The sequence below is a fragment of the Streptosporangiales bacterium genome (assembly GCA_009379955.1).
GTDB lineage: Bacteria > Actinomycetota > Actinomycetes > Streptosporangiales > WHST01 > WHST01.
In genome coordinates this window covers 30,878-56,779 of sequence record WHST01000032.1, presented here as the reverse complement: position 1 = coordinate 56,779, position 25,902 = coordinate 30,878, and the positions used below count along the sequence as shown (strand labels likewise).

Below are 25,902 nucleotides of genomic sequence, written 5' to 3'. Positions count from 1 at the left end.
GACTTCGCCCGCCGAGACCAGCCGATCAGTTGCTCCCGCTCGGCACCGGTCAACACCAACTCCGCCTTCGGACGCCCAGTTCTCGGCATGCCACCACCATACCGACTTAACCTACGAATTAACGACGGGACACACTAGTCGGAACCTTCCTTCCTCCACGCAGCGGCGACGCTCCGTGATCAAGGGCTTCCGTCTCGCGAGGTGGTTAGGTTAGCCTTACCTCATTCCTCCACTCTCTCGTCAGTCATGCACGTGTTGGAAGGGACGGGTTCTTGGTGAGCTTCCATTCCCCTCGCGGCGGGGCGGCGCCGGAAGAGGATGACGAGCCAGGTGAAACGGACGGGAGGGCGCACTGGTCGCACCTGCTGGATGGCGAGACGGTCGACCGCTACCGACGCTTGTTGGCCGCCGGCGTGGAACGCGTGGCCGAGAGGCTCGCGTGGACAGATCAGCCGTTCAGCGGCATCACCCCCGCCCAGCTCGCACCGGAGATCGAGGCGATCGACCTGGATCGGCCGTTGCGCGACTCGCACGCCGCGCTCGACGAGCTGGAAGACGTCTATCTCCGCGATGCGTTCTACTTCCACCACCCGCGGTACCTGGCGCACCTCAACTGTCCGGTGGCGATCCCGGCCGTGCTGGGTGAGGCCATCCTGTCGGCCGTCAACTCCTCACTCGACACCTGGGACCAGAGCGCCGGAGGGACGCTGATCGAGCGCCGCCTCATCGACTGGACGGCCGAGCGCGTGGGCCTCGGTGACGCGGCGGACGGCATCTTCACCAGCGGCGGCAGTCAGTCGAACCTGCAGGCCATGCTCCTCGCTCGCGACGAGGCCTGCCGGACCGCGCAGACGGCGGGCAGGGCCGCGGTCGTTCCGCGGCTGCGCATCCTCGCCTCCGCGGTCAGCCACTTCAGCATCGTCAAGGCCGCCGCGCTCCTGGGACTCGATACGGAGGCGGTCGTCGCGATCCCGTGCGACGACGACATGAGGATGCGGGCGAGTGCGCTGGCGGTCGAGCTCGAACGCTGCGAGCGGGAGGGGCTGGTGGTGATGGCCGTCGTCGCCACCGCCGGCACGACCGACTTCGGCAGCATCGACCCGCTGCCCGAGGTGGCCGACCTGTGTCGGCGACAGGGGGCATGGCTGCACGTCGATGCGGCGTACGGATGTGGCCTCCTCGTGTCGCGGCGGCGACGGCACCTGCTCGACGGCATCGAGCGCGCCGACTCCGTCACCGTCGACTATCACAAGTCGTTCTTCCAGCCGGTCAGCTCCAGCGCCCTCCTGGTGCGCGACCGTGCGGTCCTGCACCACGTCACCCACCATGCCGACTACCTCAATCCGGCGCGGATGGCCGAGGAACGCATCCCGAACCAGGTGGACAAGTCGATCCAGACCACGCGCCGCTTCGACGCCCTGAAGCTGTGGATGACACTGCGCATCATGGGAGCGGACGCGGTCGGTCAGCTCTTCGACGACGTGATCGACAGGGCCGCGGACGTGTGGAGGCTGCTCGACGGCGACGCCCGGTTCGAGGTCGTCACCCGGTCGCAGTTCAGCACCCTGGTGTTCCGCTACGTACCGCCGGGCGAGGTACCTCCCGCTGTCGTCGACCGGGTCAACCTGCACGCACGCGACGCGCTACGCGCGTCCGGTGCCGCCGTCGTGGGCGGGACGGTCGTCGGCGGCAGCCACTACCTGAAGTTCACGATGCTCAATCCCAAGGCCGGCATGCGGGACATCACCGACGTCCTCGACCTCATCGCCGAGCATGCCGGCCGGTACCTGTCCGAGTGTGCCGGCCCGGCGCTCAGCGCCGTGCGCGCCGGCTGAACGAACCCCGCGATCCCCTCGGGAGTCTCCTTGTCCACGTCCCGCGAACACGACTTCATCGCCGTCGGACTCGGCCCCTTCAACCTGGGGCTCGCGTGCCTCACCGAGCCGATCGACGAGCTCGACGGCGTCTTCCTCGAGAGCGACCCCGACTTCGAGTGGCACCCTGGCATGCTGCTCGAGAGCAGCACCCTGCAGACGCCGTTCATGTCCGACCTCGTCACCCTGGCCGACCCGACGTCTCCGTACTCGTTCCTGAACTTCCTCAAGGAGTCGCGGCGCCTGTACTCCTTCTACATCAGGGAGAGCTTCTATCCACTGCGCACCGAGTACGAGGAGTACTGCCGCTGGGCCGCGGGGAAGCTGAGCAGCGTCCGCTTCGGACATCGCGTCACCGCGGTGGAGTACGACGCGGGCGCTCAGGTCTACGTGGTCACCGCTGTGCACGTACCCACCGGTGACCTGCGGACGTACCGCGGTCGCACGCTCGTGCTCGGCACCGGTACGGTCCCGTACGTTCCCGAGGCGTGCCGGCATCTCGGTGGTGACCTGGTCCACAGCTCGGGGTATCTCGGTGCCAGGTCCTCGCTGCAGTCGAAGGAGAGCATCACCGTCCTGGGCAGCGGCCAGAGCGCCGCCGAGATCTACTACGACCTGCTGCAGGACATCGACAGGCACGCGTACGAGCTGAGCTGGGTGACCCGTTCGCCGCGCTTCTTCCCGCTCGAGTACACCAAGCTGACGCTGGAGATGACATCGCCCGAGTACGTGGACTACTTCCATGCGCTTCCCGAGGAAAGCCGCAATCGGCTGGTGAGCGAGCAGAAGCCGCTCTACAAGGGCATCGACTCCGATCTCATCAACGAGATCTTCGACCTGCTCTACGTCAAGCATCGCCGCGGACCGTGCCCGACCCGGCTGCTGACCAACACGGCGCTCACGACGGCGTCGTACGACTCGGCGCGTGGCGCCTACGTGCTGGGGTTGCGGCAGGAGGAGCTGGGTCGGGACTTCGGCCTCACGACACACGGGCTGATCCTCGCTACCGGCTACCGTGACCACGTTCCGGACTTCCTCGCCCCCATCGCCGACCGGATCTCCTGGGATGGGCAGGGCAGGTTCGCGGTGGGCCGCGACTACGGCATCGGCGCGGCGGCGAACGACATCTTCCTGCAGAACTCCGGCGTGCACGCGCACAGCGTCACCTCGCCCGACCTGGGCATGGGCGCGTACCGCAACTCGTGCATCATCCGCGAGATGCTCGGCCGCGAGGTCTACCCCGTCGAGAAGAGCATCGCGTTCCAGGAGTTCGGAGTTCCGTCCGGCGCACAGGTCACAGTGGAGGCGGTATGACGAACGTGGTCTTCTCCCACGCCGACGAGAAGCTCGGTGAGCTCTCCGTACGGCCGGTCGACCCCGCCGGCGATGCCGAGCTGCTGCACCGCTGGCTCACGCATCCCAAGAGCGCCTTCTGGCTCATGCAGCACCACGACCTCGCCGGCGTGGAGCGGGAGTTCGGTGCGATCGCGGACAGTCCGCACCATGACGCGTTCGTCGGCCTGCACGACGGCGCACCCACGTTCGTGATCGAGCGTTACGACCCGGCCCACGTCGAGCTGGTGGGCATGTACCCGCATCGGGACGGCGACGTCGGCATGCACTTCCTGTGCGCGCCGACGGACTCACCGGTCCACGGCTTCACGCTCGCCGTCATCACCACCGCCATGGAGCTGTGCTTCGCAGACCCGACGGTCCACCGTGTCGTCGTCGACCCCGACGTCCGCAACACGGCCGTCCACGTCCTCAACGAGGCGGTCGGCTTCGAGGTCGTCGGCACGGTCGCGAAGCCCGAGAAGGACGCCCTGCTCAGCACCTGCACCCGTGACCGGTTCCTGGCTGCCCGAGGAGGGAGCGCATGACCCCCGCCGACGCCGTATCGCACCTGACACCGGAGACCTGGGCGCACGCCGAGCGACTCCTCGTCCGCAAGGGTCTCGCGGAGTTCGCCCACGAGCGCCTGCTGGAGCCCGAGCCGCTCGCCGACGGTCGCTATGTCGTGCGGAGTGACGACGACAGCGTCGAGTACCGCTTCTCGGCGCGGGTGCTGAGCCTGGACCACTGGCACATCGACACGGCCAGCATCACCCGTCACCGGGACGGCGCGCACCTTCCGCTGGACGCCCTGGAGTTCTTCATCGAGCTGCGCCGCACCCTGGGCCTGAGCGACGAGGTGCTGCCGGTCTACCTGGAGGAGATCAGCTCCACGCTGGCGAGTGCCGCGTACAAGCTGGCGGCGAAGCCGGTCACCGCGGCCGAGCTGACTCGCTCCGGTTTCCAGGAGATCGAGACCGGCATGACCGAGGGTCATCCGTGCTTCGTCGCCAACAACGGACGACTCGGATACGACATCGCCGAGTTCCACTCCTACGCTCCCGAGGCGGCGGCTCCGGTCCGCCTGATCTGGCTGGCCGCCAGCCGCGACCGCTCGGTCTTCAGCGCCGGCGCCGGCGTCGACTACGACGGGCTGATGCGGTCCGAGCTGGGCGAGAAGACGCTGCGACGGTTCGGCGAGACCCTGAGCGGGCTCGGCCTGTCGCTCGACGACTACCACCTGTTCCCCGTCCATCCGTGGCAGTGGTGGAACACGCTGTCGGTCACGTTCGCGGCCGAGGTCGCGCGCCGCAACCTCGTGTGCCTGGGCTACGGCGACGACGCCTACCTGACCCAGCAGTCGATTCGCACGTTCTTCAACACGAGCGACCCGTCCAGGCACTACGTGAAGACGGCGTTGTCCGTGCTGAACATGGGATTCCTGCGCGGCCTCTCCGCCGCCTACATGGAGGGCACCCCCGCGATCAACGACTGGCTCGCCGAGCTCATCGCCGAGGACGAGGTGCTGACCGGCGTGGGCTTCTCGATCCTCCGTGAGCGCGCCACCATCGGCTACCGGCACGAGCAGTACGAGGCGGCGGCGTCCAAGGGCTCGCCATACCTCAAGATGCTCGCCGCACTGTGGCGGGAGAGCCCGGTGCCTCGGGTCGAGCCCGGGCACCGCCTGGCGACGATGGCGTCGCTGCTGCACATTGACCGCGACGGTGGCTCGTTCGCGGCGGCTCTCATCGCGGAGTCCGGCCTGACGCCGGTGGCATGGCTGCAGCGCTACCTCGACGCCTACCTGACGCCGGTGCTGCATTGCTTCTACGCGTACCAGATCGTCTACATGCCGCACGGCGAGAACGTGATCCTCGTGCTCGACGAGAGCGGCGCGCCGCAACGCGCCGTCTTCAAGGACATCGCCGAGGAGATCGGCGTCATGGATCCGGACGCGGTGCTCCCGCCCGAGGTCGAGCGGATCCGCCTGGACGTGACGGACGACCTGAAGCTGCTGTGCCTGTTCACGGACGTCTTCGACTGCTTCCTGCGCTTCCTCAACGGGATCCTGAGCACGGCCGGAGTCCTGGACGAGGACGCGTTCTGGTCGACCGTCGCCGCGTGTGTCGCCGACTACCAGCGATCTCGCCCCGACCTGGCGGCGCGGTTCGCGAGGTTCGACATCTTCACCGATGAGTTCGGATTGTCGTGCCTGAACCGGCTGCAGCTGCGCAACAACCGGCAGATGGTCGACCTGCAGGACCCGGTCGGCGCGCTGCAGATCGTCGGCACCCTGCAGAACCCGATCGCCCGCTTCCGCCCTGCGTCCGAGGACCACGGGAGCCGCTCGCGGCCCGCCGGCGGCGGTGCCCTCTAGGCCGATCGCGGTGATCGGCAGCGCAACGCTTCGAAGCGCGGCATGATCGGTCCTTATGCGATGGTCACGGCTGAGGGTGCTGGGCTGGGTCGCCGTCGTCGTGGCCTGGGTGGCGGTGGCCACTGCCCTGGTGGTCATGGTGGTGCGACTGGTGCGGCTCGGGAGCGCGGGGGCGGACATCGCCCAGGCCGCCGGACTGGCGGTGGCCGTGGCCGCGGTCCTGCTCCCGGCGACGGTCTGGTTGGTGCGATGGATGCGGTCTCGGACGGCACCCGACGTGCCGTCGATCGGCCCCGCGGTACCAGCGGACGCCGACTGGCGCGACGCGCTGGTCCCCATGGGCGATACGGACGGGGAGGCGCTCAGGTCCAGCGTCCACCGGGCTCCCGACCCGGTGGACGAGGACGGCCGCTCGGTCCGTCGGGTCGCGGGGTTCGTCGATCGCGACGTGAGCCCGCGGTTGCGGTCCTGGATGCGGGAGGCCCGCTCGACCGGCGGCTTCCTGCTGGTGGTGGGGAACTCATGTGTCGGAAAGACCCGGCTCCTCTACGAGACCGCTCGCAGCGAGCTAGGCGACCTAGAGGTACTGGCGCCCGAGGTCGGCAACGCCGCGCTGGTCAACAGGATCGGCCACGACGCCGACTCGCTGCCGACGTTCGTCGTGTGGCTCGACGAGCTGCAGCGCTTCCTCGCCGGCCCGTACCAGCGTGCCTCCGACACCCCGCTCGACCCGACGGTGGTCACCCGGCTGCTCCGGCCGCCGCACAAGGTGATCGTCGTCGCCGCGATCTGGCGGGAGAACCTCGCGCAACTGCGCTCCACTGAGCGCGACCCGGCCACCGGCCAGCACCGCCACCGGTTCCCCGAGGCCTTCGACGCCTTGGCGAACGTGTCCTGCGAGCTGCCTCTGGACTCCTTCTCCACGTCCGAGACGACCGCCGCGCGGGAGCTCGCCGAGGCCGATCCGGTACTGGCGGAGGCGCTCGGCGACCCCGACTACGGCGTCACCGAGCACCTCGCCGGTGCGCGCGAGCTCCTCGGCCGCTACGAGCGGGCCACCGACGACCAGCGTGCCGTCATCCACGCCGCCGCCGACGCCCGCCGGCTCGGCCTGCAGGCACCGCTGACCGCCGACCTGCTCAGGGAGGCGGCGCGCGGGCACCTCGCCGGCGCCCATCCAGACGACACCCCGCGGGCAACCCTTCCTGAGGGGTGCGGGTCAGTGCACCGGCTTGCTCAGCCGGACGCCTTCGGCCTCGTAGCCGAGGGCGGCGTAGAACTCGCGGGCAGTCGCGTTGTCCCACCCTGTATCGAGGGTGACGCGCCCGTGTCCCCGTTGCCTTGCCGAGTCCTCAGCCGCACCCATGAGCGCGCGTCCGACGCCCTGCCGCGCCGACGTCGACGAGACGACCAGCTCGCCGACGTAGCCCTCGGTCTCACCGGTGAAGTGGCGGCGCTCCGAGACTCCGATGAGGCCGATCACGGCGCCGGCGTCCTCGGGGAGGAACACCGCCACGGAGTCGCGGGCGGCGGTCTCCGGGTACGCACCGACCCAGCCGGTCACCGCGTCGAGGACCCGCTGCGGCTCGTGCCAGGCGGCGACTCCCTCGGTCAGTCGCGGGGCGATGCCCAGGACGGCCGTCAGGTCCGTGGGCCGGTACCGGCGGATCTCCATGTCGGCACGGTCCATGACCTCACCATCGCACGCCGCTGCGCGATCGAGAAGTGCACCGACGTCAGCCCGCGCGAACCCTGCGGTAGCCCGCGCTCGCGTGCCTGGTCACCAGTCGCTCGTCGACCAGGAGGCGGCGGAGCAGCGCGTGGTCGGGGTGCACCTGGCCCAGCAGGTCGTTGACCTCGGCCTCCGACATCTCCACGTCGAGCGGCAGCAGGCGGACGAGGACCTTCGCGATGCGCCGCTGCAGGTCCGCGTCGAACGGCACGGTCACGAGACGGCCGTGGCTGAAGAAGCGCGCAAGGTCGGGATCGATGGCCAGGTGCGGCGTGATCGGCAGGGTCTCGCCGACGGCGTCCGCGGCCGACCGCAGCACCGACAGGTCTGCGGAGACACCGCCGCTCTCGATCGTCAGCAGGCCGCATTCCTGCAGCCGCACCAGGTCCTTGGCCAGTGCCTGCTGGCTCGAGTCCATCGCCGTCGCGACGGCTCCCAGCGAGCAGTCCGCGCCGGACGCCTGCCGCCTGACGATCGTGGCCAACAGGTCGAGGCGCCGCGGCGTGCTGAGGACGCCGAGCAGCGCCGCGGCATGACCGAGGTCGTTGCTTCGCTGCGTCATGGTCCTCCTGTCGGCGCCGTACGGGCGAGCGCTCATCGTGGCAAGTGGTAGGTGCGCCGTCCACGCGATATGTACGGTGTCGACGCGGGGATCGTCGCTGTGGTCGCCACCGCCGCGTGGTGGATCGCGTCCCGACACGCTCCGGCGCTGCCGGCCCGATCGAGAGGAGTCGCACAATGACATCCGAGAGTCCCGCAGGTGAGGCCATGTCGCGGGAGGGCAAGGGCACCGCCGCGGAGAGCGAGCAGGGCAACTCGCGACCCGTGCCGTGGGCCGATGTCCAGGCACGGCTGGCGCAGGGTGGGTGGTACTGGCTCGCCACCGTCCGACCCGACGGCGCACCGCACGTCATGCCGGTGTTCGCCGCCTGGTCGGAGTCGGTGTTCTACGTCGCGTCGAAGGACACGGCGAGGAAGAGTCGCAACCTGGCGGCCGACGGGCGGTGCGTCGTGTCCTCCGACAAGGACGACGTGCATCTCGTCGTCGAGGGCGAGGCCCGGCAGGTGACCGACCAGGCCGGACTGCAGCGCGCGTCCGGGGCTTTCGACACGGTCTACGGCTGGCCGACGGTGGTCGTGGCCGGGAAGCTCGACTCCGAGTACGGCGCGCCCACCTCCGGCGGACCGCCCTACGACGTGTACAAGATCACCCCGACGAAGGCGTTCGCCTTCCCCACCGACGGCGAGTCGATCACGCCCACCCGCTGGCGCTTCACCGGCTGACCGCGCCGGCTCAGTGGGTGGCCGGGACGTCTTCGGCCGGTGGTGTGCGGACGAGGAACGCTCCCACGATCCCTACCAGCGACATGACCGCGGCGACGAGGAACGCGGCGTGCACACCCTTCGAGGTCTGCTCCATCACGGTCGCGCCCGCCGCGGCGAGGTCGGCCGAGCGCAGGCTCATCACCGTCACCAGCAGGGCCACGCCGGCCGCGCCGGCGAGTTGCTGGGTCGTGCCGATGATCGCGCTGCCGTAGGAGTAGAACCGCGGCTCGACGGCGCCGAGGCCCGCGGTGAACAGCGGCGTGAACACGAACGCCAGGCCGACGCTGAGCAGCAGATGGAAGCCCAGGATCTGCCAGATCGCGCTCGACTCGGTGAACAGCGTGGTCGACCAGAGCGCGAGGCTCACGAGGGCCATGCCGGGCACCAGCAGCGCGCGGGCGCCGAGGCGGTCGTACAGCCGCCCGACCACCGGACCGAGCAGACCCATGAGCAGGCCGCCGGGCAGCAGGATGAGCCCGGTGGTGAGCGGTTCGAGCCGTAGGACGTTCTGCAGGTAGATCGGCAGCAGGATGACCGTGCCGAGCAAGGTCATCATCATCAACGCCATCAGGCCCGCGGCCGCGGTGAAGTTGCGCGACCGGAACGTGCGCAGGTCGAGCAGCGCGCGGTCGGAGCGCTGCAGCACCACCTGGCGGACGATGAACAGCACCAGCCCCGCGCCGCCCACGACGAACGGCAGCCAGCTCGGGATGTACGCCTGGGCCGCCGACGCGTGACCGATGCTGCTGAGCCCGTACACCAGGCCGCCGAAGCCGAGCAAGGAGAGGACGACCGACAGCATGTCGATCGGGGCGTGGCTCGACTCGCCGATGTCGACCATGCGGCGCAGCCCGAGCAGCAGGGTGACCAGGGCGATCGGCAGGACGAGCCAGAACATCCACCGCCAACCGAGCAGGTCGAGCACGATGCCGGAGACCGTCGGGCCGATGGCGGGCGCCACCGAGATGACGATCGAGATGTTGCCCATCACGGCGCCCCGACGCGTCGGCGGCACGAGGGTCATCACCGTGGTCATGAGCAGCGGCAGCATGATCGCGGTGCCGCTCGCCTGGACGATGCGCGCGCCGAGCAGAACCGGGAAGCCGGGTGCGAGCGCCGCGGCGAGCGTGCCGGCGCTGAACAGGATCATGGCGGCGCCGTACAGCGCTCGGGTCGGCACCCGGCGGATGAGGAAGCCGGTGATCGGGATGATCACGGCCATCGTCAGCAGGAACCCCGAGGTCAGCCACTGCCCGACTCCCGCGTCGACCCGCAGGTCGGTCATGAGCACGGGCAGCGCGACGCTCATGATGGTCTCGTTGAGGATGACGACGAACGTCGACACCAGCAGCACCGCGATCACCGTGCGGTCGCGGGCGCTCATCTTCTCGGGCTGCGGGTCGAGGGGAGTCGGCTCGAGCTCACGCAGGCCAGTCTGGTCGGTCACACGGCTCCCAAGGGTTCGCAGCGTCGAAGAGAAATCACCCAGGGGTCGTGTGCCCCCGAACTGATCATCAGCGTACGAGGTGTAACCGACAGCCTGTCGACCGAATTTCCTCCGTCCCGCGTTCCTCACGCGCGGTTCATCGAGCTGTCGTCACACCGTCGCCCACCGTGGTGTGACCGCTGGGTCCCCGGATCCGCTCGTGGTCAACGTGAGCTGTCACCGACCTGCTCGCCCGAGGGTGCCGGGGGCAGTGGCCCTGGCCGTCCCGGCCTGGAGGAACCGCCCGGCACGCTGGACGGCGTCGGCGGCCTCGGGTAGGAACGGCCAGAAGATCTGGAAGATGTGCGTCTCGACCGGGTAGAGCTCGAGCTTCACCTCGACGCCGCAGTCCGTCGCGCGTTCGACGAGGCGGTGCGCGTCGTCGACGCTGGGGTCGCGGGTCGCCGCCTGCACGAGCAGCGGCGGCAGACCGGCGAGGTCGGCGGTCAGCGGGTTGACCAGCGGGTCGTCGGGGGAATGGCCGTCGAGGTAGAGCTCGGTGACCTTGCGTGCCTTCGCGAGATCCTCGCCGCTCAGGGTCTTCGCCAGCGCGGTCAGCCGCGGGTCTAGGCCGGGGCACAGGAACAGGGCGCCGCCGGGTAGCGGCAGATCACGTCGTCGCAGCGAGAGCAGCAGCCCGAGCGCCATGCTCCCGCCGAAGGAGTCGCCCGCGACGGTCACCTGCTCGGGCGCGACGCCCCGGTCGAGCAGCCACAGGTACGCACTCAGCGCGTCCTCGAGCGCTGCCGGGAACGGGTGCTCTGGCGCCAGCCGGTACTCGGCCGCCATGACGCCGGTGTCGGCCGCGGCGGCGAGAGCGCCCACGAGTGGCTGGTAGCCGAATGCTGAGCCCATCACGCCGCCACCACCGTGCAGGAAGAGCGTCGTCGCCCGGTGGTCCTCGCCAGGACCGAGCAGCAGGGAGGGCACCCCGCCGGCGTTGACCGAACGGACGCGGACCTCGGGCGGGGGCGCGAACTGCTGCTGCACGGACTCGTACGCGTCGCGCATCTGCTGCAGGTCCGCATCCGCGATGACGGACGCCTCCTGGACGGCTCCCCACAGCACGGCGGCGCGGCGCGTGTGCTCGCCGCCGACGGTCCGCGTCGCGGAGACGGCGTCGTCGAGGTCGCTCAGCAGGTCGCGGGTGCGGGCGAGCAGCGACTCGCCGGCGAGCGTGAGCTCCACCCGGTGGGTGGAACGGCGGAGCAGGTCGCAGCCGAGGAGGCGTTCCAGCGCCCGGATCTGGCGGCTCAGCGCGGGCTGCGACACGTACAGCCTGGTGGCCGCCCGGCCGAAGTTGAGCTCCTCCGCGACCGCCACGAACGCGCGCAGGTGCCGGAGCTCGATGGCGTCCGGCGCCGCTGGAATTGGCGACACGGTGCCGCCCGTCGCGTCCTCGGTCATGCGGTCATTATGCGTGCGGATGCGCTCGTGCGGTCATGTCACGTGCGCATGAGTGCCATACGCAGCCGGCATTTCCGTTCCCCGCTCGCCGACCCGACGCTGTGGGACATGACCGACGCCATCCACACCACCCCCGACGAGCTGCGGCTGCGCGGACGTGCGGGCGTCCTGCGGACCGATGTGTACCGCCCGGACCGCGGGAACCCCGGCGGGCCGACGGAGGTGGTGATCCTCTTCGCCGATCCCGGGACCGCGGATGCGTACGCCCGGTACCTCTGCCCGCGCGTGCGGTGCGTCGTCGTGGTCCCGGCGCTAGCGCTGTCCGCCGACGACGCGATGGCGGTCACCGGATGGGTCGCCGACCATGCCGCCGAGCTCGACGCCGACCCGCGTCGTCTCGTCGTGGTGGGCACCGGTACGGGCACGCGCCCGGCGGCTGCCGTCGTGCGCCGGGCCGGCGAGGACGGGTGGCCGCCGCTCGCAGCGCACGTGCTCGTCGACGCCGCGCTCGGCGAAGCCGACCTCGTGGCGCGCCTGCGCGAAGCGCTCGCCGCCGGTCTCGGCCGTTCGAAGCCAGTCGCATGGCACGGACGCACACGTTGACCTCACCCACCCACACGACGAAGGAGTGCCGAGATGTCCGAACCGACGACCACGACCGCGCGAGCGGGCCGCCGCGCCTGGGGCGGCCTCGCCGTCCTGGCGCTGACCAGCCTGCTGCTCTCCCTCGACGTGAGCGTGCTGTACCTGGCGCTCCCGCACCTGAGCGCCGACCTCGGCGCCGACGGCACCCAGCAGCTCTGGATCCTCGACATCTACTCGTTCCTGCTCGCCGGCTTCCTCGTCACGATGGGGTCGCTCGGCGACCGGATCGGCCGCCGGCGGCTGCTGCTGATCGGCGCGGCGGTGTTCGGTGTCTGCTCGGTCGTCGCGGCGTACGCGACGACGCCCGCGATGCTGATCGCCGCACGCGCCGCGCTCGGCGTCGCCGGCGCGACGCTCATGCCGTCGAGCATGGCGCTGATCCGCGCGATGTTCCCCGACCCGAAGCAGATGGGCACCGCGATCGGTGCGTGGTACGCGTGCTTCATGGGCGGCATGGCGCTCGGCCCGCTCGTCGGTGGCGCGCTGCTCCAGCACTTCTGGTGGGGCTCGGCGTTCCTGCTCGGCGTGCCGTTCATGGTCCTGCTCCTCGTGGCCGGCCGCGCGCTCCTGCCCGAGTCGCGCATCCCGTCGGGCGGACGGCTCGACGTCGCCAGCGTCGTCCTGTCGCTCGCCGCGATCCTGCCCGTCGTCCACGGGCTGAAGGGCCTCTCCCGGGGCGGTGACCCGGTGACGTCCGTTGTCACCGTCCTCGTGGGCGTGGCGCTCGCGGTCGTGTTCGTCCGGCGCCAGCGCCGGCTCGCCGACCCGCTGCTCGACCTGTCGCTGTTCGCCAACCGGACGGCGGGCACCGCGCTCGCGGTCAGCGTGCTGGGCGGCGTCGTCATGGCGGGAATCAGCCTGGTCACGAGCCAGTACCTGCAGATCGTCGCCGGGCTGACGCCGTTGCACGCCGGGCTGTGGCTGATCCCCCAGAACCTCGGCCTGCTCGCCGGGGCGCTCCTCGGACCGGCGCTCGCCCGCAGGATCTCGACGGTGCGGGTGGTCGTGACCGGCCTGGTGGTCTGCGGGATCGGCCTGCTGCTGCAGGCCCGCGTCGGCGCCGTGGACGGCCTGCCGTTGCTCGCGACCGGCATGGTCCTCGCCTCGTTCGGCGTCATGCTGGCGTGCACGCTGGTCGTCACCGTCCTGTTCGGCGCCACGCCACCGGAGAAGGCCGGCGCCGCCGCGTCGGTGTCGGAGACCAGCGGCGAGTTCGGCGTGGCGATGGGCATCGCGACCCTCGGCACGCTCAGCGGCTGGATCTATCGCGCGCAGCTCGCCGACGGCCTCACGTCCGACGCCGCGTACACCGCCGGCCTCAACGTCGTCGGTGGCGTGGGCGCCGCGATCCTGCTCGCCCTCGCGGTCGTCACGGCGCTCGCGATGCGGTCCTCGGGTCCGCCGGCACAGCCCGTCGCCGCCGACGACGCCTCGGTGTCCGAGGCCCCACCCGTGCCCGCCGGCCGATAGCCGGTGGACGAGACCCTCCACACGGAAAGAGAGAAAGCGATGCGTCGCATCATCACCTCCGCCAACCTCAGCCTCGACGGCGCGATCGACGAGATGGAGCGCTGGCACTTCATGTACTTCGACGACGAGGCCGGCGCTGTCGCCGACGAGCAGCTGTTCGCCAGCGACGCGCTGCTGATGGGCCGGGCCACGTACGAGGGCTTCTCGACCGCCTGGCCGGACCAGACCGGGGAGTTCGCCGACCACTTCAACGCCATGCCGAAGTACGTCGTCTCGGACAGCCTCCAGGAGGCGGGCTGGAACAACGTGACGATCATCAGGCGCGCCCACCTGGTCGACGAGATAGCCCGGCTGAAGAAGCAGGACGGCAAGGACATCCTGATGTACGGCTTCGGTCCGGTCGCACGCACGCTCGTCGAGCATGGACTGCTCGACGAGGCGAGGTTCTGGCTGCACCCGGCGTTCGCCGGCACCACGAAGTCCGAGCACCTGCTGGCGTCCGAGGGCTTCGAGCCGCACCTCACGCTCGCCGGAAGCCAGGTGCTCACATCGGGGATCGTCGTCCTCCGCTACCGGGCCACCCCGCGGGAGGCTTGAGCGCGGCAGGCCGCACGGCGTGGGCCGGACCCGGATACGGGTCCGGCCCGCATCACGCCGGGGCGAGCGCGACCGCCGCGTCGCGCAGCGCCGGCCGTGCAGGTGACTCCTGGACGCACCGGGCGAACAGCCACAGCCGCAGCCGCTCGGGGTCGAGGTCGAGGAGGCCGGCCATCCGCTCGGCGAACCCCGCCGGGTCGGCGGTGAGCCGGTCGTCGTGGTTGAGCATGTGTTGCAGCGCGTCGTACGTCGGGTCGCCGACGTACGGCTTCGGGTCGATCACTAGCCTGGGCGTCGGCAGGGGGGCACGTACTTCTGACTCAGGACACTAGCCCTCGTCGTCCTTGCGCGGGCTGAAGTAGCCGCGGGAGGAGCGCGCGCGCTCACCGCGCTTTGCGCCGATCTGGATCCAGTGCTCGAGCCGCGAGACGTCGGCACCGGCGTCGATGACGAGCTGCGCGGCGATGCGGTGGTGCTCGTACGCGATGTGGTCGGATGGGTAGAAGCCGAGCAGGAGGCCGGCGGCCTGTGCCATCAGATCGCCGCGGTCACCGCCGACCTGCCGCAGCTCGGTCAGTGCGTCCGCCCGTCTGTCGCCCTGCGGCTCCGTCCATCCGGCGTGCCTCTTCGCGATCCCCTGCAACCGGGCGACGACGATGCCGTCGAGGTGTTCCTGCCGTGCCATGACTCGAACATACATTCGAATGGATGCCCGCGAAACCCCTGGGACGGACAGCCCGCACCGGATCACCCTGCGCGCCGGTGCGACCGCGTCACCGACGGTTCGACATGTCTTGACAATTCGGCGGGGAGGGATCGGGGGCGTCGGTCGAGCCGGGCGCGTGGGACGCGGTGCGGCCTGCCCTCGCGCGAATGATCATGTTCAGTTGGTCAAGCCGTACCGAACATGGCGCATGCGCCGTGGGAAGTGCGTACTCACCCACTTAACATGATCACTCGTCCGGGGCTTCGCGCTGGTGCGGGTCAGCCGACCTGGCGGGCGCCGGCGGACCAGGGGGACGTCGCGGCCATCACCGCGACGGCGAGGCCGAGCGCGACGAACGGGGCGGTCCAGCCGCCGGTGACGTCGCGAAGGGCGCCGACGACGAGCGGGCCGGTGGCCGCCATGAGGTAGCCGATGCCCTGCACCGTGCCGGAGAGACTGCGTGCGACCTCGGGTGTCCTGGCCCGCAGCACGATGAGCGTCAGGGCGAGGCTGATGCCCGCTCCCTGCGCGACTCCGGAGACGACCGACCACACCAGGTACAGGGAGGGGGCGACGTACAGGCCGGCGTACGCGACCGCCCACGTGACGCAGAGCGCGAGCACCGCGGGCACCTGGCTGGGCCGGCGCGAGACCAGGCTGGGGACGACCAGCGAGCTCCCGACGCCGACCAGGTTGAAGACGGCGAGCGCGATGCCGGCCTTGGCGACCGAGACGCCCGCGTCGTGCAGCAGTGTCGGCAGCCAGGTCAGGGTGGCGAAGAACATCAGTGACTGCATGCCCATGAACGCCGCGAGCGCCCAGGTGATCTTGTCGCGGAGCACGCGGACGGCGCCGACGGTGGGCGGCAGGTGCCGCCGCCGCAGCTGCGGCGCCCAGACCAGCGCGGCGAGCAGCGCGGGCACGCCCATGACCAGGAGCACGCCCTGCCACCCGAGCGCCGTGTCGTGCGCGAGCGGCGCGCTGATGCCGGACGTCAGTGCCGCGCCGCCGACGAGCGCGGCGGTGTAGAGACCGGTGACCACCGACGCGTCCCGCGGGAAGTACTGCTTGACGACGACGGGCACGAGCACGTTGCCCGCGGTGATCGCGGCACCGATGACCACCGTGCCGAGCAGCAGCCACAGTGCCGCAGGGACGGCACGGAGGGCGCTGCCGGCCGCCACACCGACCATGGCGAGGAGGAGGACGCGTTCGCTGCCGAGGTGGAGCCCGGCCGCGACCGCCGCGGTGGCGAGGACGCCGAAGCAGAGCAGTGGCAGGGTAGTGAGCAGGCTCGCGACGCTGGCGCTGAGTCCGAGGTCGTCGCGGATGTCCGGGAGCAGCGGACTCGACGCGGCGAGCGAGGCCCGCATGTTGAGCGCGATGACGACGATTCCGGCGACGCTGAGCCACGCGCGCGGCTCGCGGCGTGGAGTCGTGGTCACCGTTCGGACGTTACGGGTCGGCGACCGTGTGTCGTCGCTCGGGCCCCCGCCGCTATCCGCCGCGCGCGCCGGGAACGTGCTGCGACCGGCGGGAACGCCGCGCCGGTACCCGACCGCTCCGCCCTCGACTCACCGCGGGTGTGCGCGTTCGATGGAGCTTCGCCGGGGGACGCGATCGACGGTGGGGGACCACATGACGCGGATGAGATTGGACTGCCGGATCATGCCGAGCGAGTCGAACTGCTCGCTCACCATCACGGGGACGGCCGACGAGGTGGTCGACACCGCCGCGATGCACACGGCGACCGTGCACGGGCACGAGGACACCCCGCAGCTCCGTGAGGAGCTCAGGAAGAACCTGACCAGCGACGAGGCGCCGACGGAGGAGGGGGCGTTCGTCCAGCTGATCGAGCTCCGCACGGACCGCATCGACGACTTCACCGGGCTCGTGGACAAGTGGCAGGCAGAGATCGGTTCGGCACGCACGGCGAGGTGGGCGGTCACCGGCGCGGACAGGGACCGCCCGGGTACGTACGTGCAGATCGTCGAGTTCCCGAACTACGAGCAGGCGATGGCCAACTCCGAGCACGCGGCCACCAAGGCGCTGGCCGAGCAGATGGCCAAGCTGGCCGACGGGGAGGCGACCTTCCGCAACCTCGACGTCTCAGCCACCAGCGCCTGATCGCTACGGTCGCGGTCGGGCGTGCAGCGCCAGGGTGACCACGGCGGCGTCGGTCGACGACGTGACGTCGCGGCCCGTCGCGCCGGCGAAGCGGTGCAGCCGGTTGAGCACGGTGTTGCGGTGACAGTAGAGGTCGCGTGCCGTGCGTGCGACCGATCCCGTGCGCAGGTACGTCCGCACCGCCTCCAGCACCCGGGGCACGTCGCCATCCGGTAGGTCGGCGAGACCGCCGAGGATGTCGCGCTCGAGGTCGGCCCGGTACTCGCCCAGCTCGCCGGCCGCGATCGCCAGCCACAGGTCGCGCGCGTGGGTCGGTCCCTTCGCGTCCTCGTGCAGGGCGTACAGGGCGAGCTCGGCGAGGCGGACCGCGCGCGGCAGGTCGGCGAGACCCTCGACGACCGGGCTCACCGCGCAGCGGATGCCACGGAACCACTGTTCGGGATGTCCCCGGCCGCGCGCTGGCAGCTGCAGGGCGACGGCGCTGCTCGCCGACCGCTCGTGCATGTGCAGCGGCACACCTCGGGTGGTGAGCCGGTCCGCGGCGGTACGCAGGGCCGTGAGCTGGTCGGGTGGGAACGCCACCACCGTGAACGAGGCGTGTTCGTCGAAGCCCAGCACGGTGGCCACCTGGCGGCGGATGTCGGAGTGCCGGCCGTCGCACTCCAGCAGCCGCGCGAACCACCGAACGCGTTCGTCCTGCTCGGCCCTGGCCATCTCGAGCACGCGCTGCTGGTACGCGGCGAGCACGCCCATGGAGTGCTGCTCCACCGCCTCCCAGACGCGGGGACCCTCGACGACGAGGCTCGCCAGGTCGGCCTCGTCGGCGGCGGCGTGCAACGCCTGCCACACCACGCGGAAGTCGAGGCGGACGGCATGGAGCAGAGCCTCCAGGGGCACGCCGTCCTCGGCACGCGCCCGACCGACGTCGGCGGACACGCTCGCGATCCGGTCCGGCACCGGCAGGCGTGCGACGAGCCGCAGGACCAGCTCGAGGCTGCGCCTGGCGTCGGCGCGCACGGTGTCCGCGGCGACGGCGCCGTGCGCGTAGGGCTCGACGGACCGCAGCTCGGCGAGGAACGAGTCGGTGAGCCCGGTGACGTCGCGCAGCAGCGTGCGGGCCAGGCGCACCAGGGTGTCGCCGGCCGTGGACGATGGCATCGCGCCTCCCTTCGGTTGTGCAGCTGCACATCCTAGGCCCGCGAGACGAGTGTCGACAGGTGCTTGTCCGCCGCGGTCGCGGCGGCCACAGTGGCGTGATGTCATCGACGGCTCGGAACACGCGGCGCGAGACCTCGAACCCTCGTACCGTCGCTGCCGGCGCGTTCGCCGGCACTGCTCTGGAGTGGTACGACTACTACGTCTACGGAGCGGCGGCGGCGCTGGTCTTCGACAGCCAGTTCTTCCCCTCGCTCAGCCCGGTGGCCGGCACGATGGCGTCGTTCGCCACCTTCGCGGTCGGCTTCGTCGCCCGCCCCGTCGGTGCGCTCATCTTCGGTCACCTCGGCGACAGGTACGGCAGGCGGCGGATGCTGCTGATCACCGTCGTGCTCATCGGACTCGTCACCGGGTGCATCGGGCTGCTCCCGACGTATGCGCAGATCGGCGTGGCCGCACCGATCCTGCTGGCCGTACTGCGCGTGCTCCAGGGAATCTCCGTCGGTGGTGAGTGGAGCGGTGCGGCGACGCTGGCCGTCGAGCACGCGCCGCCGGACAAGCGCGGCAGGTACGGCGTCATGCCGCAGCTCGGCTCGCCCGTGGGCTCGCTGACGGCGACGGGGGTCTTCGCGGTCGTGAGCCTGCTGCCCGACCCGCAGTTCGAGTCGTGGGGCTGGCGGCTGCCGTTCCTCCTCGCTTTCCCGCTGTTGCTGCTCGCGCTGTGGGTGCGCAGCAAGGTGGACGAGTCGCCGGTGTTCCGCGAGCTCCTCGCCGAGCAGGGCGCGCACAAGCTGCCCGTGGTCGAGCTGCTCAGGTCGAGTGGGCCGCGGCTGGTCGTCGGCATCGCGGTGTCGCTGCTCGGCATCGGCGGGTACTACCTGTGCGGCACGTTCCTCATCAGCTACGGCTCCGAGACCGCGGGCATCGACCGCACGCTGCTGCTGAACGCGGCGATCGTGGCGTCGGTGATCAACCTGCTCGCATACCCGGTGTTCGGGCGGATCGCGGACCGTACGGGCGCCGCGCCGATCGCGATCGGCGGCGCCATCGCGTCGGCGGTCGCGGCGTACCCGATCTTCCTGCTCGTCGGGCTCGAGAGCCCGTACGGCGTCGCGGCCGGGATCGTGGCGGGCGTCGTGCTCGTGTCGGTGAGCTACGCGGCCTGCGGTCAGCTGCTCAGCGAGACGTTCACCGGAGCGGTGCGGTACTCCGGGGTCGGCCTCTCGTACAACGTGTCTGGCACGATCAGCGGCTTCGCCCCGCTGGCGGCGACGGCGCTCATCGCGGCGACCGGCGGGAGCCTGTGGGCCGTCGCCAGCCTGCTGTTCGTGCTCTCGCTCGTGACGCTCGCCGCCGCGGTGGCCGCACGCCGGCTGAAGGTCGTGGAACTCTGATGGAAGGACCTGAGGGGGAGACCGTGACCGCATCGCCCACCGACGACGGTGCGCAGCCCGAGCACTACTACCACCGTCTCGTCGGACCCGAGCCGACGCCGGAGTTCCACGATGAGGTCGAACGCTACTGGGGTCGCCGGTGGGGCGCGGCCGACGAGGTGAGCCCGCTGCGCACCGTGCTCGTCCGTCGGCCGAGCCGCGGCCTGGCCGCGATCACGGCGGACGCGTGGGACCCTCGCGCCGGCGCACTCGTCGACCCGGGTCGGCGCTGGTACTGGCGCAGCGACACGGCACCGGATCTCGACCTCGTCGACGAGCAGCACGCCGGGCTGCTCGACGCGTTGCGCGCCGAAGGCGTCGAGGTGATCGAGGCGCCCGACCTTCCGGACTCGTACACCAAGGCGGTGTTCACCCGCGACCCGTTGGTGACCGTTCCCGGTGGCGCCGTGATCACCAGGCTCGCCCCGCGGATGCGTCGCGGCGAGGAGGCGTCGGTCACCGCGACGGTCGCGGGCCTCGGGATGCCGATCCTCGGCACCGTGACGGGCCACGGTCTCGCGGAGGGTGGGACGTTCGTGAAGCTGCGCCGCGATCTCGCGGTGTACGGCCTGTCGATCCGCTGTAACCGCGAGGGGGCGCGGCAGCTCGCCGGGTTCCTCGAACCGCTCGGCATCGACCTGGTCACCCTGCCGCTGCCCGGCTACACGATCCACACCGACGGGCAGTTCCACATGATCGCGGACGACCTCGCGCTCGCCAACACCCACCGGCTGCCGTACGAGTTCCTCGACCGGCTGGAGGCCATGGGCATCACGGTGGTCTCGCCGCACCCCGACGAGCAGTACGCCTGCAACTCGCTCACCGTACGGCCGCGGCGCCTGCTGTTCCCCGCGCACTGCGTGCGGACCGCCGACCGGCTCGCCGCCGAGGGCGTCGAGATCGTGCCGGTGCCGTACGACGAGGTGCTGAAGAACGGCGGCGGTATCCACTGTTCCACCATGGAGCTGGTGCGTGACTGGTAAGGGTGGTCCATGCACCTGACACCGGCCGAGCAGGACAGGCTCACCGTCTTCACCGTGGCGGAGTTGGCGCGCAGGCGTCGTGACCGCGGCGCGCTGCTGTCCGCACCCGAGGTCGTCGCGTTGGTCACCGACGCGGTCCACGAGGCAGCGTGGGACGGCCTCGACCTCGACGCGGTGGTCGAGGCGGGACGAGGTGCCGTCGCGGCCGACCAGGCCCTGCCGGGTGTCGCGGCGCTCGTCCGGCACGTCGAGGTCGACGCCCTCTTCCCCAGCGGCACCTCGCTCGTCGCCGTCGACGAGCCTCTCGGTGGCGCGTACGGCGACGACCAGCCGGGTGCGGTGGTGGCACGCGACGCCGAGCTGCGGCTGAGTCCCGGCCGCGACAGGCGCGAGCTCGACGTCACCAACACTGCCGACGTCGATGTGCACGTGTCGTCGCACTATCCCTTCTGGCAGACCAACCCCGTGCTGTCGTTCGACCGGGACGCCGCGCGCGGATACCACCTCGACGTGCCGGCGGGGAGCAGCCTGTGCCTGCCGGCGGGCGCGACCGTGCGGGTGCGGCTGGTGGCGCTCGGCGGCGACGCGACCGCGCCAGACCTCGGTCTCGGTGAGCGGTGAGGAGCCCGACATGACGTTCGATCGCACGACCTACGCGCAGGTCTACGGCCCGACGACCGGTGACCGCGTACGCCTCGCCGACACGGGGCTCGTCGTCGAGGTCGAGCGTGACGACACCGAGGCGGGCGACGAGCTGCTCGGCGGATGTGGCAAGACGGTGCGTGAGGGACTGCTGTCGACGAGCGGCGGCCGGGCGTCCGAGCTCGACCTGATCGTGACCAACGCGCTGATCCTCGACCCGCTGCTCGGCGTGCGGAAGTCGAACATCGGCGTCAAGGACGGCCGCATCGTCGGCGTCGGACGGGCTGGGTCACCCGATGCCGTCGACGACGTCGTGCTCGCGGTGGGTCCGCACACGGCGATCGTGCCGGCGGAGGGCATGATCGTCACGCCCGGCGTCGTCGACTCGCACGTCCACCTGTCGAGCCCCGCGCTGCTCGACGTGGCGCTCTCGTCCGGCGTGACCACGGTCGTGGGCATGGGCATCGGCGGCGTGTGGGACGTCGGCGTGAATCCGAAGCGCAACCTCGACCTGATGATCGAGGCGTGGCGGCAGGTGCCGGTCAACGTCGCGTTCCTCGCGCGTGGCTCGTCCGTCCGCCGCGGCCCGCTGGAGGCGGCGGTGCTCGCGGGCGCCGGCGGGTTCAAGGTGCACGAGGACTTCGGCGCGCAGCCGGCCGTCGTCGACACCTGCCTGTCAGTCGCCGACGCCGCCGACCTCCCCGTCGCGCTGCACACCGACTCGCTCAACGAGTCCGGCCTGCTGCACGACACCCTCGACGCGACCCGCGGCCGCACGGTGCACGCGTACCACGTCGAGGGCGGCGGCGGCCATCCCGACCTGCTGGAGATCCTCGCGCACCCGCACGTGCTCGCGTCGTCGACGACGCCGACGCTGCCGTACACGGTGAACACCGCGGCCGAGCTGTTCCCGATGACGATGACGGTGCACCGGCAGAACGCCCTGCTGCCCGGCGACGTCGAGGTGACCAGGTCCCGCGTACGCGCGCACGCGATCGCGGCGGAGAACGCGTTGCAGGACCTCGGCGCCGTGAGCATCGTCAACTCCGACTCGATGGGCATGGGACGCGTCGGCGAGACCGTACGGCGCACGTGGCAGGTCGCGTCCCACGCGAAGGCGACCGAGGTCGTTAACGGCGCCGGCGCGGACGGCCACGACAACGCACGCGTGCTGCGCTACCTGGCGAAGATCACGCTCAACCCGGCGATCGCGCACGGCATGGCGCACGAGATCGGCAGCATCGCGCCGGGCAAGGTCGCCGACCTCGTGCTCTGGCAGCCCGGATGGTTCGGCGCGAAACCGGAGCTGGTGCTGAAGTCGGGGTCCGTCGCGTGGGGCGTGAGCGCGCCGGGCTCGGCGTCGACGAGGTTCGGCCAGCCGCGCACCTACCGCCCGTACTTCGGTGCGATGGGTGGCGCGCCGCGACAGCTGGCGCACGTGTTCGTCGCGCGCGAGGCGCTCGACGACGCGGCCGCGCTGCGGCGGCTGCCGGCCGGTGTGAGCTACCTGCCCGTCACGGCGTCACGCGACCTGACCCGCGCCGACATGCTCCACAACGACTACGTGCCGCGGGTGACGGTGCCGAGGGACGGCAGTGCCGTGCTCGTCGACGACCGCCCGACCGGACTGCCGCCCGCGACGGTGCTGCCGCTGACGCGCCTACACCACCTCGCGTGACGGCTAGGGTCAGACCTCCAGCACGCCGCCACGCATGACGACGACGCCGTCGAGGGTCAGCGTGGGGTGCCAGTACACGAGGTCGAGGTGGATCGGCGCCCGCGTGTGCCCGCCGAACGACTCGTTGCTGCCGAACGCCACGTGTCCGGTGCCGTACGTCGCCTCGTCCTCGATGATCTTGCCGATGACCTTGGCGCACGGGTTGAGGCCGAAGCCGAACTCGGCGAACGTCCGCGCGTCCGGCCCGTTGGCGTCGAGGAAGTCGCGCAGCAGGTCGGCATGCTCGCCACCCTTGACGTCGGTCGCGCGCCCACCGGCGACCGTGATCGTCACCGGCTCGTCGAGGAGCCCGTACGGCGTGCTGCTGCCGTCGACGACGACGGTGCCCTCGACCGAGTCCTCGACCGCGGCGATGTACGCCTCGATGTCGGGGCAGCCCGACCGCGACCCCGGCGTGGTGGCACGACCCGTGCACGAGTAGCCCTCACGTCCGGAGATGTCGGCGGTGAGGTGGAAGCCGCGGGGTGTCGTGACCTCGATCGCGTCGGCGCGGCCGAGGCGGTCGGACAGGTCGAGCGCGCGTGGCTCGAGCGCCGCGAAGTCGGCCTCGATGGCGCCCCCGCTGAACGTGCCCTCGTCGCACGCCGTCAGGGCGAGCACCCTGGTGCCCCGCGCGGCGGCGGCGCGGCCGAGATCGCTGTGGTACAGGCTCGAACCGGTCAGCCCCAGCATGACGTCGTGGCCGAGCAGGTCGTCGTCGTACGCCTCCGCCAGGTCGATCCGGTGCAGGACCGGCTGCGCGCCGACCGCGCTGACCGCGTCGGCCAGCGCGCCGGCCACACCCTCGCGCACGTCGTCGTCGAGCAGCACCGCCACGCGCTCGCCCGGCTGCACGCCGGCGCAGACCGTGACGATGCGCCGCGCACCGTCGGCCACCGTCATCGCCATGAGCGGTTCCTCGTGTCCATGCCGTCAGCTCCTTCTCCTCGGCCGCGGGTCCACCCGCGGAGATGCGGTTCCCTCGTCCTCCTCGGTCGTCACGCCCCACCTCGGGTCGAGCCGATCGGCCACCGCGTTGAACCGCTCGAACCGGGACGTGACCCGGTCGCCGCCGCTGTTGATGATCCCGACCGCGAGGACCTCGACGATCGCTATCGCGGGCGTCAGCGTGACGAACGGCGAGTAGGTCTCGCCCGCCGTGGGGAGGACCACGTCGGCTATGTCGGAGATGGGGGAGAGCCAGCGGTCCGTGAGCAGGACGAGGGTCGCGCCGGCGTCGTGCTGGGCGTGGGCGAACTCGACCGTCACCTCGTCGTACCTGCGGTAGTCGAAGACGACGGCGACATCCTTGGCCCTGGCCTCCATGATCGCCACCGTGCGCTCGCGGGAGGTGTGGCCGACATAGCGCACGCCGGACCGCATCTCCTGGAGCATCGCCGCGAGGTACTGGCCGAGGATGCTGCTGAACCATCCCCCGAAGACGGTGACCGTACGGCGCTGGTCACCGAGCAGGGACACCGCGCGACGCAGCTCGTCGGGAGGCAGGTCACGCAGCGAGTCCGCGACGACCGTGCTCAGCGTGTCGCCGACCGACGGTGACGTCCCCTGCTCCGCCGGCCGCGACCTGCCGGACTGCTCCGCGTAGCGCGCGACCGGGGAGAGTAGGCGCGCGCCGAGCTCGCCGCGCAGGGCGTCCTGGAAATCCCCGTACCTGGCGAAGCCGAGCCGGTTCGCGAAGCGGATCACGGTGGGACCGCTGACGCCGGCCTGGCTCGCCAGTCGCGCGGACGGTTCGAGCCCGATCGTCGGCGGCCCGGCCAGGAGTGCCCTGGCCACCTTCCGCTCGCCGGGCGAGAAGCCGGCCATCTCCGCCCTGATCGTCTCCAGGACCTCGCGGGCCGCGACTGAATCCTTCGATTCAGTCTGCTCGATTGACCGCATTCATGAACCGTGTCATTCTCGGGTGGTCGAGTCAAGGCCCGCCGGGCTCCCGGCGGTTGCAGCGGAAGGTCGTGCCCCATGACCGAGATGTCGAGACGGCGGTTCCTCGGAACGGCGGTCGTCCTCGCGGGCGGTGTCGGTGCGTTCGCGACCGGCTGCGGATCGGGCTCCGGCGGCGGCAGCGACGCGCTGGCGAAGATCAAGAAGAGCAAGAGCATCCGCATCGGCACGGCGAACTTCAAGCCGTACTCGTACTCGACGACGGACGGCAAGCTCGAGGGCTTCGTCATCGACATGATCTCCGCGGCGATGAAGCCGCTGGGCGTCGACAAGGTGGTGCCGACGTGGGTCGGCGACACGAGCGCCTACATCCCCGGCCTCAACGCGGACAAGTACGACGTCATCGCGAACGGCATGTACATCAAGCCGGAGCGGTGCGCGCAGGTCGGCTTCACGAACCCGTTCTACCGCGCCGGCATGGCGATGGTCGTGCACAAGGGCAACCCCAAGGGCATCGGGAGCGTCGCCGGCATCGCGAAGGACGACAAGGTCAAGGTGGCGACCCTCGTCGGCACGACGCAGGTGACGGACCTGAAGACCGCGAAGGTGCCCGAGAACAGGACCGTCCTGTTCCCCGCTCCTGAGACGGCCGTCCGTGCGTTGGAGAGCAAGCGCGTCGACGCTGTCTACCTGCCGCAGCCCGAGGCCGCCGGTGTGGTCAAGGGCCGGCCGGAGCTCGCGATCGCCACCCCGTACGAGCAGATCCACGACGACGCGGGCAAGCCGATGTTCAACCACGGCGCGCTCGCCATCAGGTCGAAGGACACCTCGCTGCGGGAGGCGCTCGACGAGCGCCTCGCGGCGATGCGCGAGGACGGCACGGTGCTGAAGATCCTCGAACGCTACGGCCTCACGGAGGAGAACCTCTCCGAGGACGGGCTGACCAGCAAGAGTCTCCGCCAGGCGAAGTGACGGCGCGAGACGTCTGATC

25 protein-coding genes are annotated in these 25,902 nt (G+C 70.9%); 14 read left to right on the top strand and 11 right to left on the bottom strand.

Annotated elements, in window-relative coordinates:
* Positions 1 to 275 precede the first annotated feature (275 nt).
* From GEV10_12260 to GEV10_12245, 4 genes are read left to right on the top strand one after another with little or no spacing between them, the layout of a single operon-like run.
* Positions 276 to 1,835 (top strand): aminotransferase class V-fold PLP-dependent enzyme, encoded by a 1,560-nt coding sequence (locus GEV10_12260; protein MQA79229.1) that lies wholly within the window; start codon positions 276 to 278, stop codon positions 1,833 to 1,835.
* Between the two features lie 30 nt (positions 1,836 to 1,865).
* Positions 1,866 to 3,188, top strand: coding sequence for a SidA/IucD/PvdA family monooxygenase (locus tag GEV10_12255; protein ID MQA79228.1), 1,323 nt, complete (start codon positions 1,866 to 1,868; stop codon positions 3,186 to 3,188).
* Positions 3,185 to 3,754 (top strand): GNAT family N-acetyltransferase, encoded by a 570-nt coding sequence (locus GEV10_12250; protein ID MQA79227.1) that lies wholly within the window; start codon positions 3,185 to 3,187, stop codon positions 3,752 to 3,754. The genes GEV10_12255 and GEV10_12250 overlap by 4 nt, the downstream gene beginning before the upstream one ends.
* Entirely contained in the window at positions 3,751 to 5,583 is a 1,833-nt protein-coding gene (locus GEV10_12245; GenBank protein ID MQA79226.1) for an IucA/IucC family siderophore biosynthesis protein, read from the top strand. The genes GEV10_12250 and GEV10_12245 overlap by 4 nt, the downstream gene beginning before the upstream one ends.
* Before the next feature lie 577 nt (positions 5,584 to 6,160).
* Here GEV10_12245 and GEV10_12240 read toward each other — a convergent pair.
* From GEV10_12240 to GEV10_12230, 3 genes are read right to left on the bottom strand one after another with little or no spacing between them, the layout of a single operon-like run.
* The gene (locus GEV10_12240; GenBank protein ID MQA79225.1) at positions 6,161 to 6,760 is read right to left on the bottom strand and encodes a hypothetical protein; all 600 of its coding nucleotides are present in this window, start codon (positions 6,758 to 6,760) and stop codon (positions 6,161 to 6,163) included.
* A 42-nt stretch (positions 6,761 to 6,802) separates the two neighbouring features.
* Positions 6,803 to 7,273, bottom strand: coding sequence for a GNAT family N-acetyltransferase (locus GEV10_12235; GenBank protein MQA79224.1), 471 nt, complete (start codon positions 7,271 to 7,273; stop codon positions 6,803 to 6,805).
* A gap of 46 nt (positions 7,274 to 7,319) precedes the next feature.
* Complete coding sequence (locus tag GEV10_12230; GenBank protein MQA79223.1) at positions 7,320 to 8,060, bottom strand: DUF2087 domain-containing protein; 741 nt, start codon at positions 8,058 to 8,060, stop codon at positions 7,320 to 7,322.
* Here GEV10_12230 and GEV10_12225 point away from each other — a divergent pair.
* A complete protein-coding gene (locus GEV10_12225; GenBank protein MQA79222.1) occupies positions 8,054 to 8,599 on the top strand; it encodes a pyridoxamine 5'-phosphate oxidase family protein in 546 nt (181 codons plus the stop codon). The two genes, GEV10_12230 and GEV10_12225, sit on opposite strands and share 7 nt — an antisense overlap.
* 10 nt (positions 8,600 to 8,609) lie before the next feature.
* On the opposite strand, the gene GEV10_12220 is transcribed toward GEV10_12225, so the two are convergent.
* Complete coding sequence (locus GEV10_12220) at positions 8,610 to 10,025, bottom strand: DHA2 family efflux MFS transporter permease subunit (GenBank protein MQA79221.1); 1,416 nt, start codon at positions 10,023 to 10,025, stop codon at positions 8,610 to 8,612.
* Between the two features lie 279 nt (positions 10,026 to 10,304).
* Positions 10,305 to 11,477 (bottom strand): alpha/beta hydrolase fold domain-containing protein, encoded by a 1,173-nt coding sequence (locus GEV10_12215; protein MQA79220.1) that lies wholly within the window; start codon positions 11,475 to 11,477, stop codon positions 10,305 to 10,307.
* 66 nt (positions 11,478 to 11,543) lie between these two features.
* Between GEV10_12215 and GEV10_12210 the strand changes: the two genes are divergently transcribed.
* Genes GEV10_12210 through GEV10_12200 form a run of 3 tightly spaced genes read left to right on the top strand, consistent with a single transcriptional unit; the run spans position 11,544 to position 14,246 of the window.
* Positions 11,544 to 12,137, top strand: a complete 594-nt coding sequence (locus GEV10_12210) for an alpha/beta hydrolase fold domain-containing protein (protein ID MQA79219.1) — start codon at positions 11,544 to 11,546, stop codon at positions 12,135 to 12,137.
* A 33-nt stretch (positions 12,138 to 12,170) separates the two neighbouring features.
* Entirely contained in the window at positions 12,171 to 13,649 is a 1,479-nt protein-coding gene (locus GEV10_12205) for an MFS transporter (GenBank protein MQA79218.1), read from the top strand.
* Positions 13,650 to 13,688: 39 nt separating this feature from the next.
* A complete protein-coding gene (locus GEV10_12200) occupies positions 13,689 to 14,246 on the top strand; it encodes a hypothetical protein (GenBank protein MQA79217.1) in 558 nt (185 codons plus the stop codon).
* Positions 14,247 to 14,298: 52 nt separating this feature from the next.
* Here GEV10_12200 and GEV10_12195 read toward each other — a convergent pair whose 3' ends face one another.
* From GEV10_12195 to GEV10_12185, 3 genes are all read right to left on the bottom strand, one after another.
* The gene (locus GEV10_12195) at positions 14,299 to 14,547 is read right to left on the bottom strand and encodes a hydroxyurea phosphotransferase (GenBank protein ID MQA79216.1); all 249 of its coding nucleotides are present in this window, start codon (positions 14,545 to 14,547) and stop codon (positions 14,299 to 14,301) included.
* 27 nt (positions 14,548 to 14,574) lie between these two features.
* Positions 14,575 to 14,931 (bottom strand): hypothetical protein, encoded by a 357-nt coding sequence (locus tag GEV10_12190; protein MQA79215.1) that lies wholly within the window; start codon positions 14,929 to 14,931, stop codon positions 14,575 to 14,577.
* A 299-nt stretch (positions 14,932 to 15,230) separates the two neighbouring features.
* A complete protein-coding gene (locus GEV10_12185; GenBank protein MQA79214.1) occupies positions 15,231 to 16,397 on the bottom strand; it encodes an MFS transporter in 1,167 nt (388 codons plus the stop codon).
* A gap of 193 nt (positions 16,398 to 16,590) precedes the next feature.
* Here GEV10_12185 and GEV10_12180 point away from each other — a divergent pair, with 193 nt between their 5' ends.
* A complete protein-coding gene (locus GEV10_12180; GenBank protein MQA79213.1) occupies positions 16,591 to 17,079 on the top strand; it encodes a DUF1059 domain-containing protein in 489 nt (162 codons plus the stop codon).
* Between the two features lie 3 nt (positions 17,080 to 17,082).
* Here GEV10_12180 and GEV10_12175 read toward each other — a convergent pair whose 3' ends face one another.
* Positions 17,083 to 18,237: a PucR family transcriptional regulator gene (locus GEV10_12175; protein MQA79212.1), complete on the bottom strand. Its 1,155-nt coding sequence runs from the start codon at positions 18,235 to 18,237 to the stop codon at positions 17,083 to 17,085.
* Between the two features lie 98 nt (positions 18,238 to 18,335).
* Here GEV10_12175 and GEV10_12170 point away from each other — a divergent pair, with 98 nt between their 5' ends.
* Genes GEV10_12170 through GEV10_12155 form a run of 4 tightly spaced genes read left to right on the top strand, consistent with a single transcriptional unit; the run spans position 18,336 to position 22,970 of the window.
* The gene (locus GEV10_12170) at positions 18,336 to 19,628 is read left to right on the top strand and encodes an MFS transporter (protein ID MQA79211.1); all 1,293 of its coding nucleotides are present in this window, start codon (positions 18,336 to 18,338) and stop codon (positions 19,626 to 19,628) included.
* The gene (locus tag GEV10_12165) at positions 19,628 to 20,650 is read left to right on the top strand and encodes an amidinotransferase (GenBank protein ID MQA79210.1); all 1,023 of its coding nucleotides are present in this window, start codon (positions 19,628 to 19,630) and stop codon (positions 20,648 to 20,650) included. Before GEV10_12170 ends, GEV10_12165 begins: the two co-directional genes overlap by 1 nt.
* A gap of 9 nt (positions 20,651 to 20,659) precedes the next feature.
* The gene (ureA, locus tag GEV10_12160; protein MQA79209.1) at positions 20,660 to 21,271 is read left to right on the top strand and encodes an urease subunit gamma; all 612 of its coding nucleotides are present in this window, start codon (positions 20,660 to 20,662) and stop codon (positions 21,269 to 21,271) included.
* A gap of 10 nt (positions 21,272 to 21,281) precedes the next feature.
* On the top strand, positions 21,282 to 22,970 hold the full coding sequence (locus tag GEV10_12155; GenBank protein MQA79208.1) for an urease subunit alpha: 1,689 nt from the start codon (positions 21,282 to 21,284) through the stop codon (positions 22,968 to 22,970).
* Positions 22,971 to 22,979: 9 nt separating this feature from the next.
* Here GEV10_12155 and GEV10_12150 read toward each other — a convergent pair whose 3' ends face one another.
* Both GEV10_12150 and GEV10_12145 read right to left on the bottom strand, forming a co-directional pair.
* A complete protein-coding gene (locus GEV10_12150; protein ID MQA79207.1) occupies positions 22,980 to 23,918 on the bottom strand; it encodes a hypothetical protein in 939 nt (312 codons plus the stop codon).
* Between the two features lie 24 nt (positions 23,919 to 23,942).
* Positions 23,943 to 24,911 carry an SIS domain-containing protein gene (locus tag GEV10_12145; GenBank protein ID MQA79206.1) on the bottom strand — a complete coding sequence of 323 codons (969 nt, stop codon included), beginning with the start codon at positions 24,909 to 24,911 and terminating at the stop codon, positions 23,943 to 23,945.
* Positions 24,912 to 24,989: 78 nt separating this feature from the next.
* Here GEV10_12145 and ehuB point away from each other — a divergent pair, with 78 nt between their 5' ends.
* On the top strand, positions 24,990 to 25,883 hold the full coding sequence (gene ehuB, locus GEV10_12140; GenBank protein MQA79205.1) for an ectoine/hydroxyectoine ABC transporter substrate-binding protein EhuB: 894 nt from the start codon (positions 24,990 to 24,992) through the stop codon (positions 25,881 to 25,883).
* The last annotated feature ends 19 nt before the right edge of the window (positions 25,884 to 25,902 follow it).

Excerpts from the sequence above, each read along its gene's own strand:
- GEV10_12220 (MQA79221.1), bottom strand. The coding sequence starts at position 10,025 with ATGAGCGCCCGCGACCGCACGGTGATCGCGGTGCTGCTGGTGTCGACG.
- GEV10_12170 (MQA79211.1), top strand. The coding sequence starts at position 18,336 with ATGTCATCGACGGCTCGGAACACGCGGCGCGAGACCTCGAACCCTCGT.
- GEV10_12235 (MQA79224.1), bottom strand. The coding sequence starts at position 7,273 with ATGGACCGTGCCGACATGGAGATCCGCCGGTACCGGCCCACGGACCTG.
- GEV10_12190 (MQA79215.1), bottom strand. The coding sequence starts at position 14,931 with ATGGCACGGCAGGAACACCTCGACGGCATCGTCGTCGCCCGGTTGCAG.
- GEV10_12205 (MQA79218.1), top strand. The coding sequence starts at position 12,171 with ATGTCCGAACCGACGACCACGACCGCGCGAGCGGGCCGCCGCGCCTGG.
- ureA (MQA79209.1), top strand. The coding sequence starts at position 20,660 with ATGCACCTGACACCGGCCGAGCAGGACAGGCTCACCGTCTTCACCGTG.
- GEV10_12180 (MQA79213.1), top strand. The coding sequence starts at position 16,591 with ATGACGCGGATGAGATTGGACTGCCGGATCATGCCGAGCGAGTCGAAC.
- GEV10_12200 (MQA79217.1), top strand. The coding sequence starts at position 13,689 with ATGCGTCGCATCATCACCTCCGCCAACCTCAGCCTCGACGGCGCGATC.
- GEV10_12240 (MQA79225.1), bottom strand. The coding sequence starts at position 6,760 with ATGGGCGCCGGCGAGGTGCCCGCGCGCCGCCTCCCTGAGCAGGTCGGC.
- GEV10_12250 (MQA79227.1), top strand. The coding sequence starts at position 3,185 with ATGACGAACGTGGTCTTCTCCCACGCCGACGAGAAGCTCGGTGAGCTC.
- GEV10_12210 (MQA79219.1), top strand. The coding sequence starts at position 11,544 with ATGCGTGCGGATGCGCTCGTGCGGTCATGTCACGTGCGCATGAGTGCC.
- GEV10_12155 (MQA79208.1), top strand. The coding sequence starts at position 21,282 with ATGACGTTCGATCGCACGACCTACGCGCAGGTCTACGGCCCGACGACC.
- GEV10_12225 (MQA79222.1), top strand. The coding sequence starts at position 8,054 with ATGACATCCGAGAGTCCCGCAGGTGAGGCCATGTCGCGGGAGGGCAAG.
- GEV10_12175 (MQA79212.1), bottom strand. The coding sequence starts at position 18,237 with ATGCCATCGTCCACGGCCGGCGACACCCTGGTGCGCCTGGCCCGCACG.
- GEV10_12245 (MQA79226.1), top strand. The coding sequence starts at position 3,751 with ATGACCCCCGCCGACGCCGTATCGCACCTGACACCGGAGACCTGGGCG.
- GEV10_12150 (MQA79207.1), bottom strand. The coding sequence starts at position 23,918 with ATGGCGATGACGGTGGCCGACGGTGCGCGGCGCATCGTCACGGTCTGC.
- GEV10_12145 (MQA79206.1), bottom strand. The coding sequence starts at position 24,911 with ATGCGGTCAATCGAGCAGACTGAATCGAAGGATTCAGTCGCGGCCCGC.
- GEV10_12165 (MQA79210.1), top strand. The coding sequence starts at position 19,628 with ATGGAAGGACCTGAGGGGGAGACCGTGACCGCATCGCCCACCGACGAC.
- GEV10_12230 (MQA79223.1), bottom strand. The coding sequence starts at position 8,060 with ATGTCATTGTGCGACTCCTCTCGATCGGGCCGGCAGCGCCGGAGCGTG.
- ehuB (MQA79205.1), top strand. The coding sequence starts at position 24,990 with ATGACCGAGATGTCGAGACGGCGGTTCCTCGGAACGGCGGTCGTCCTC.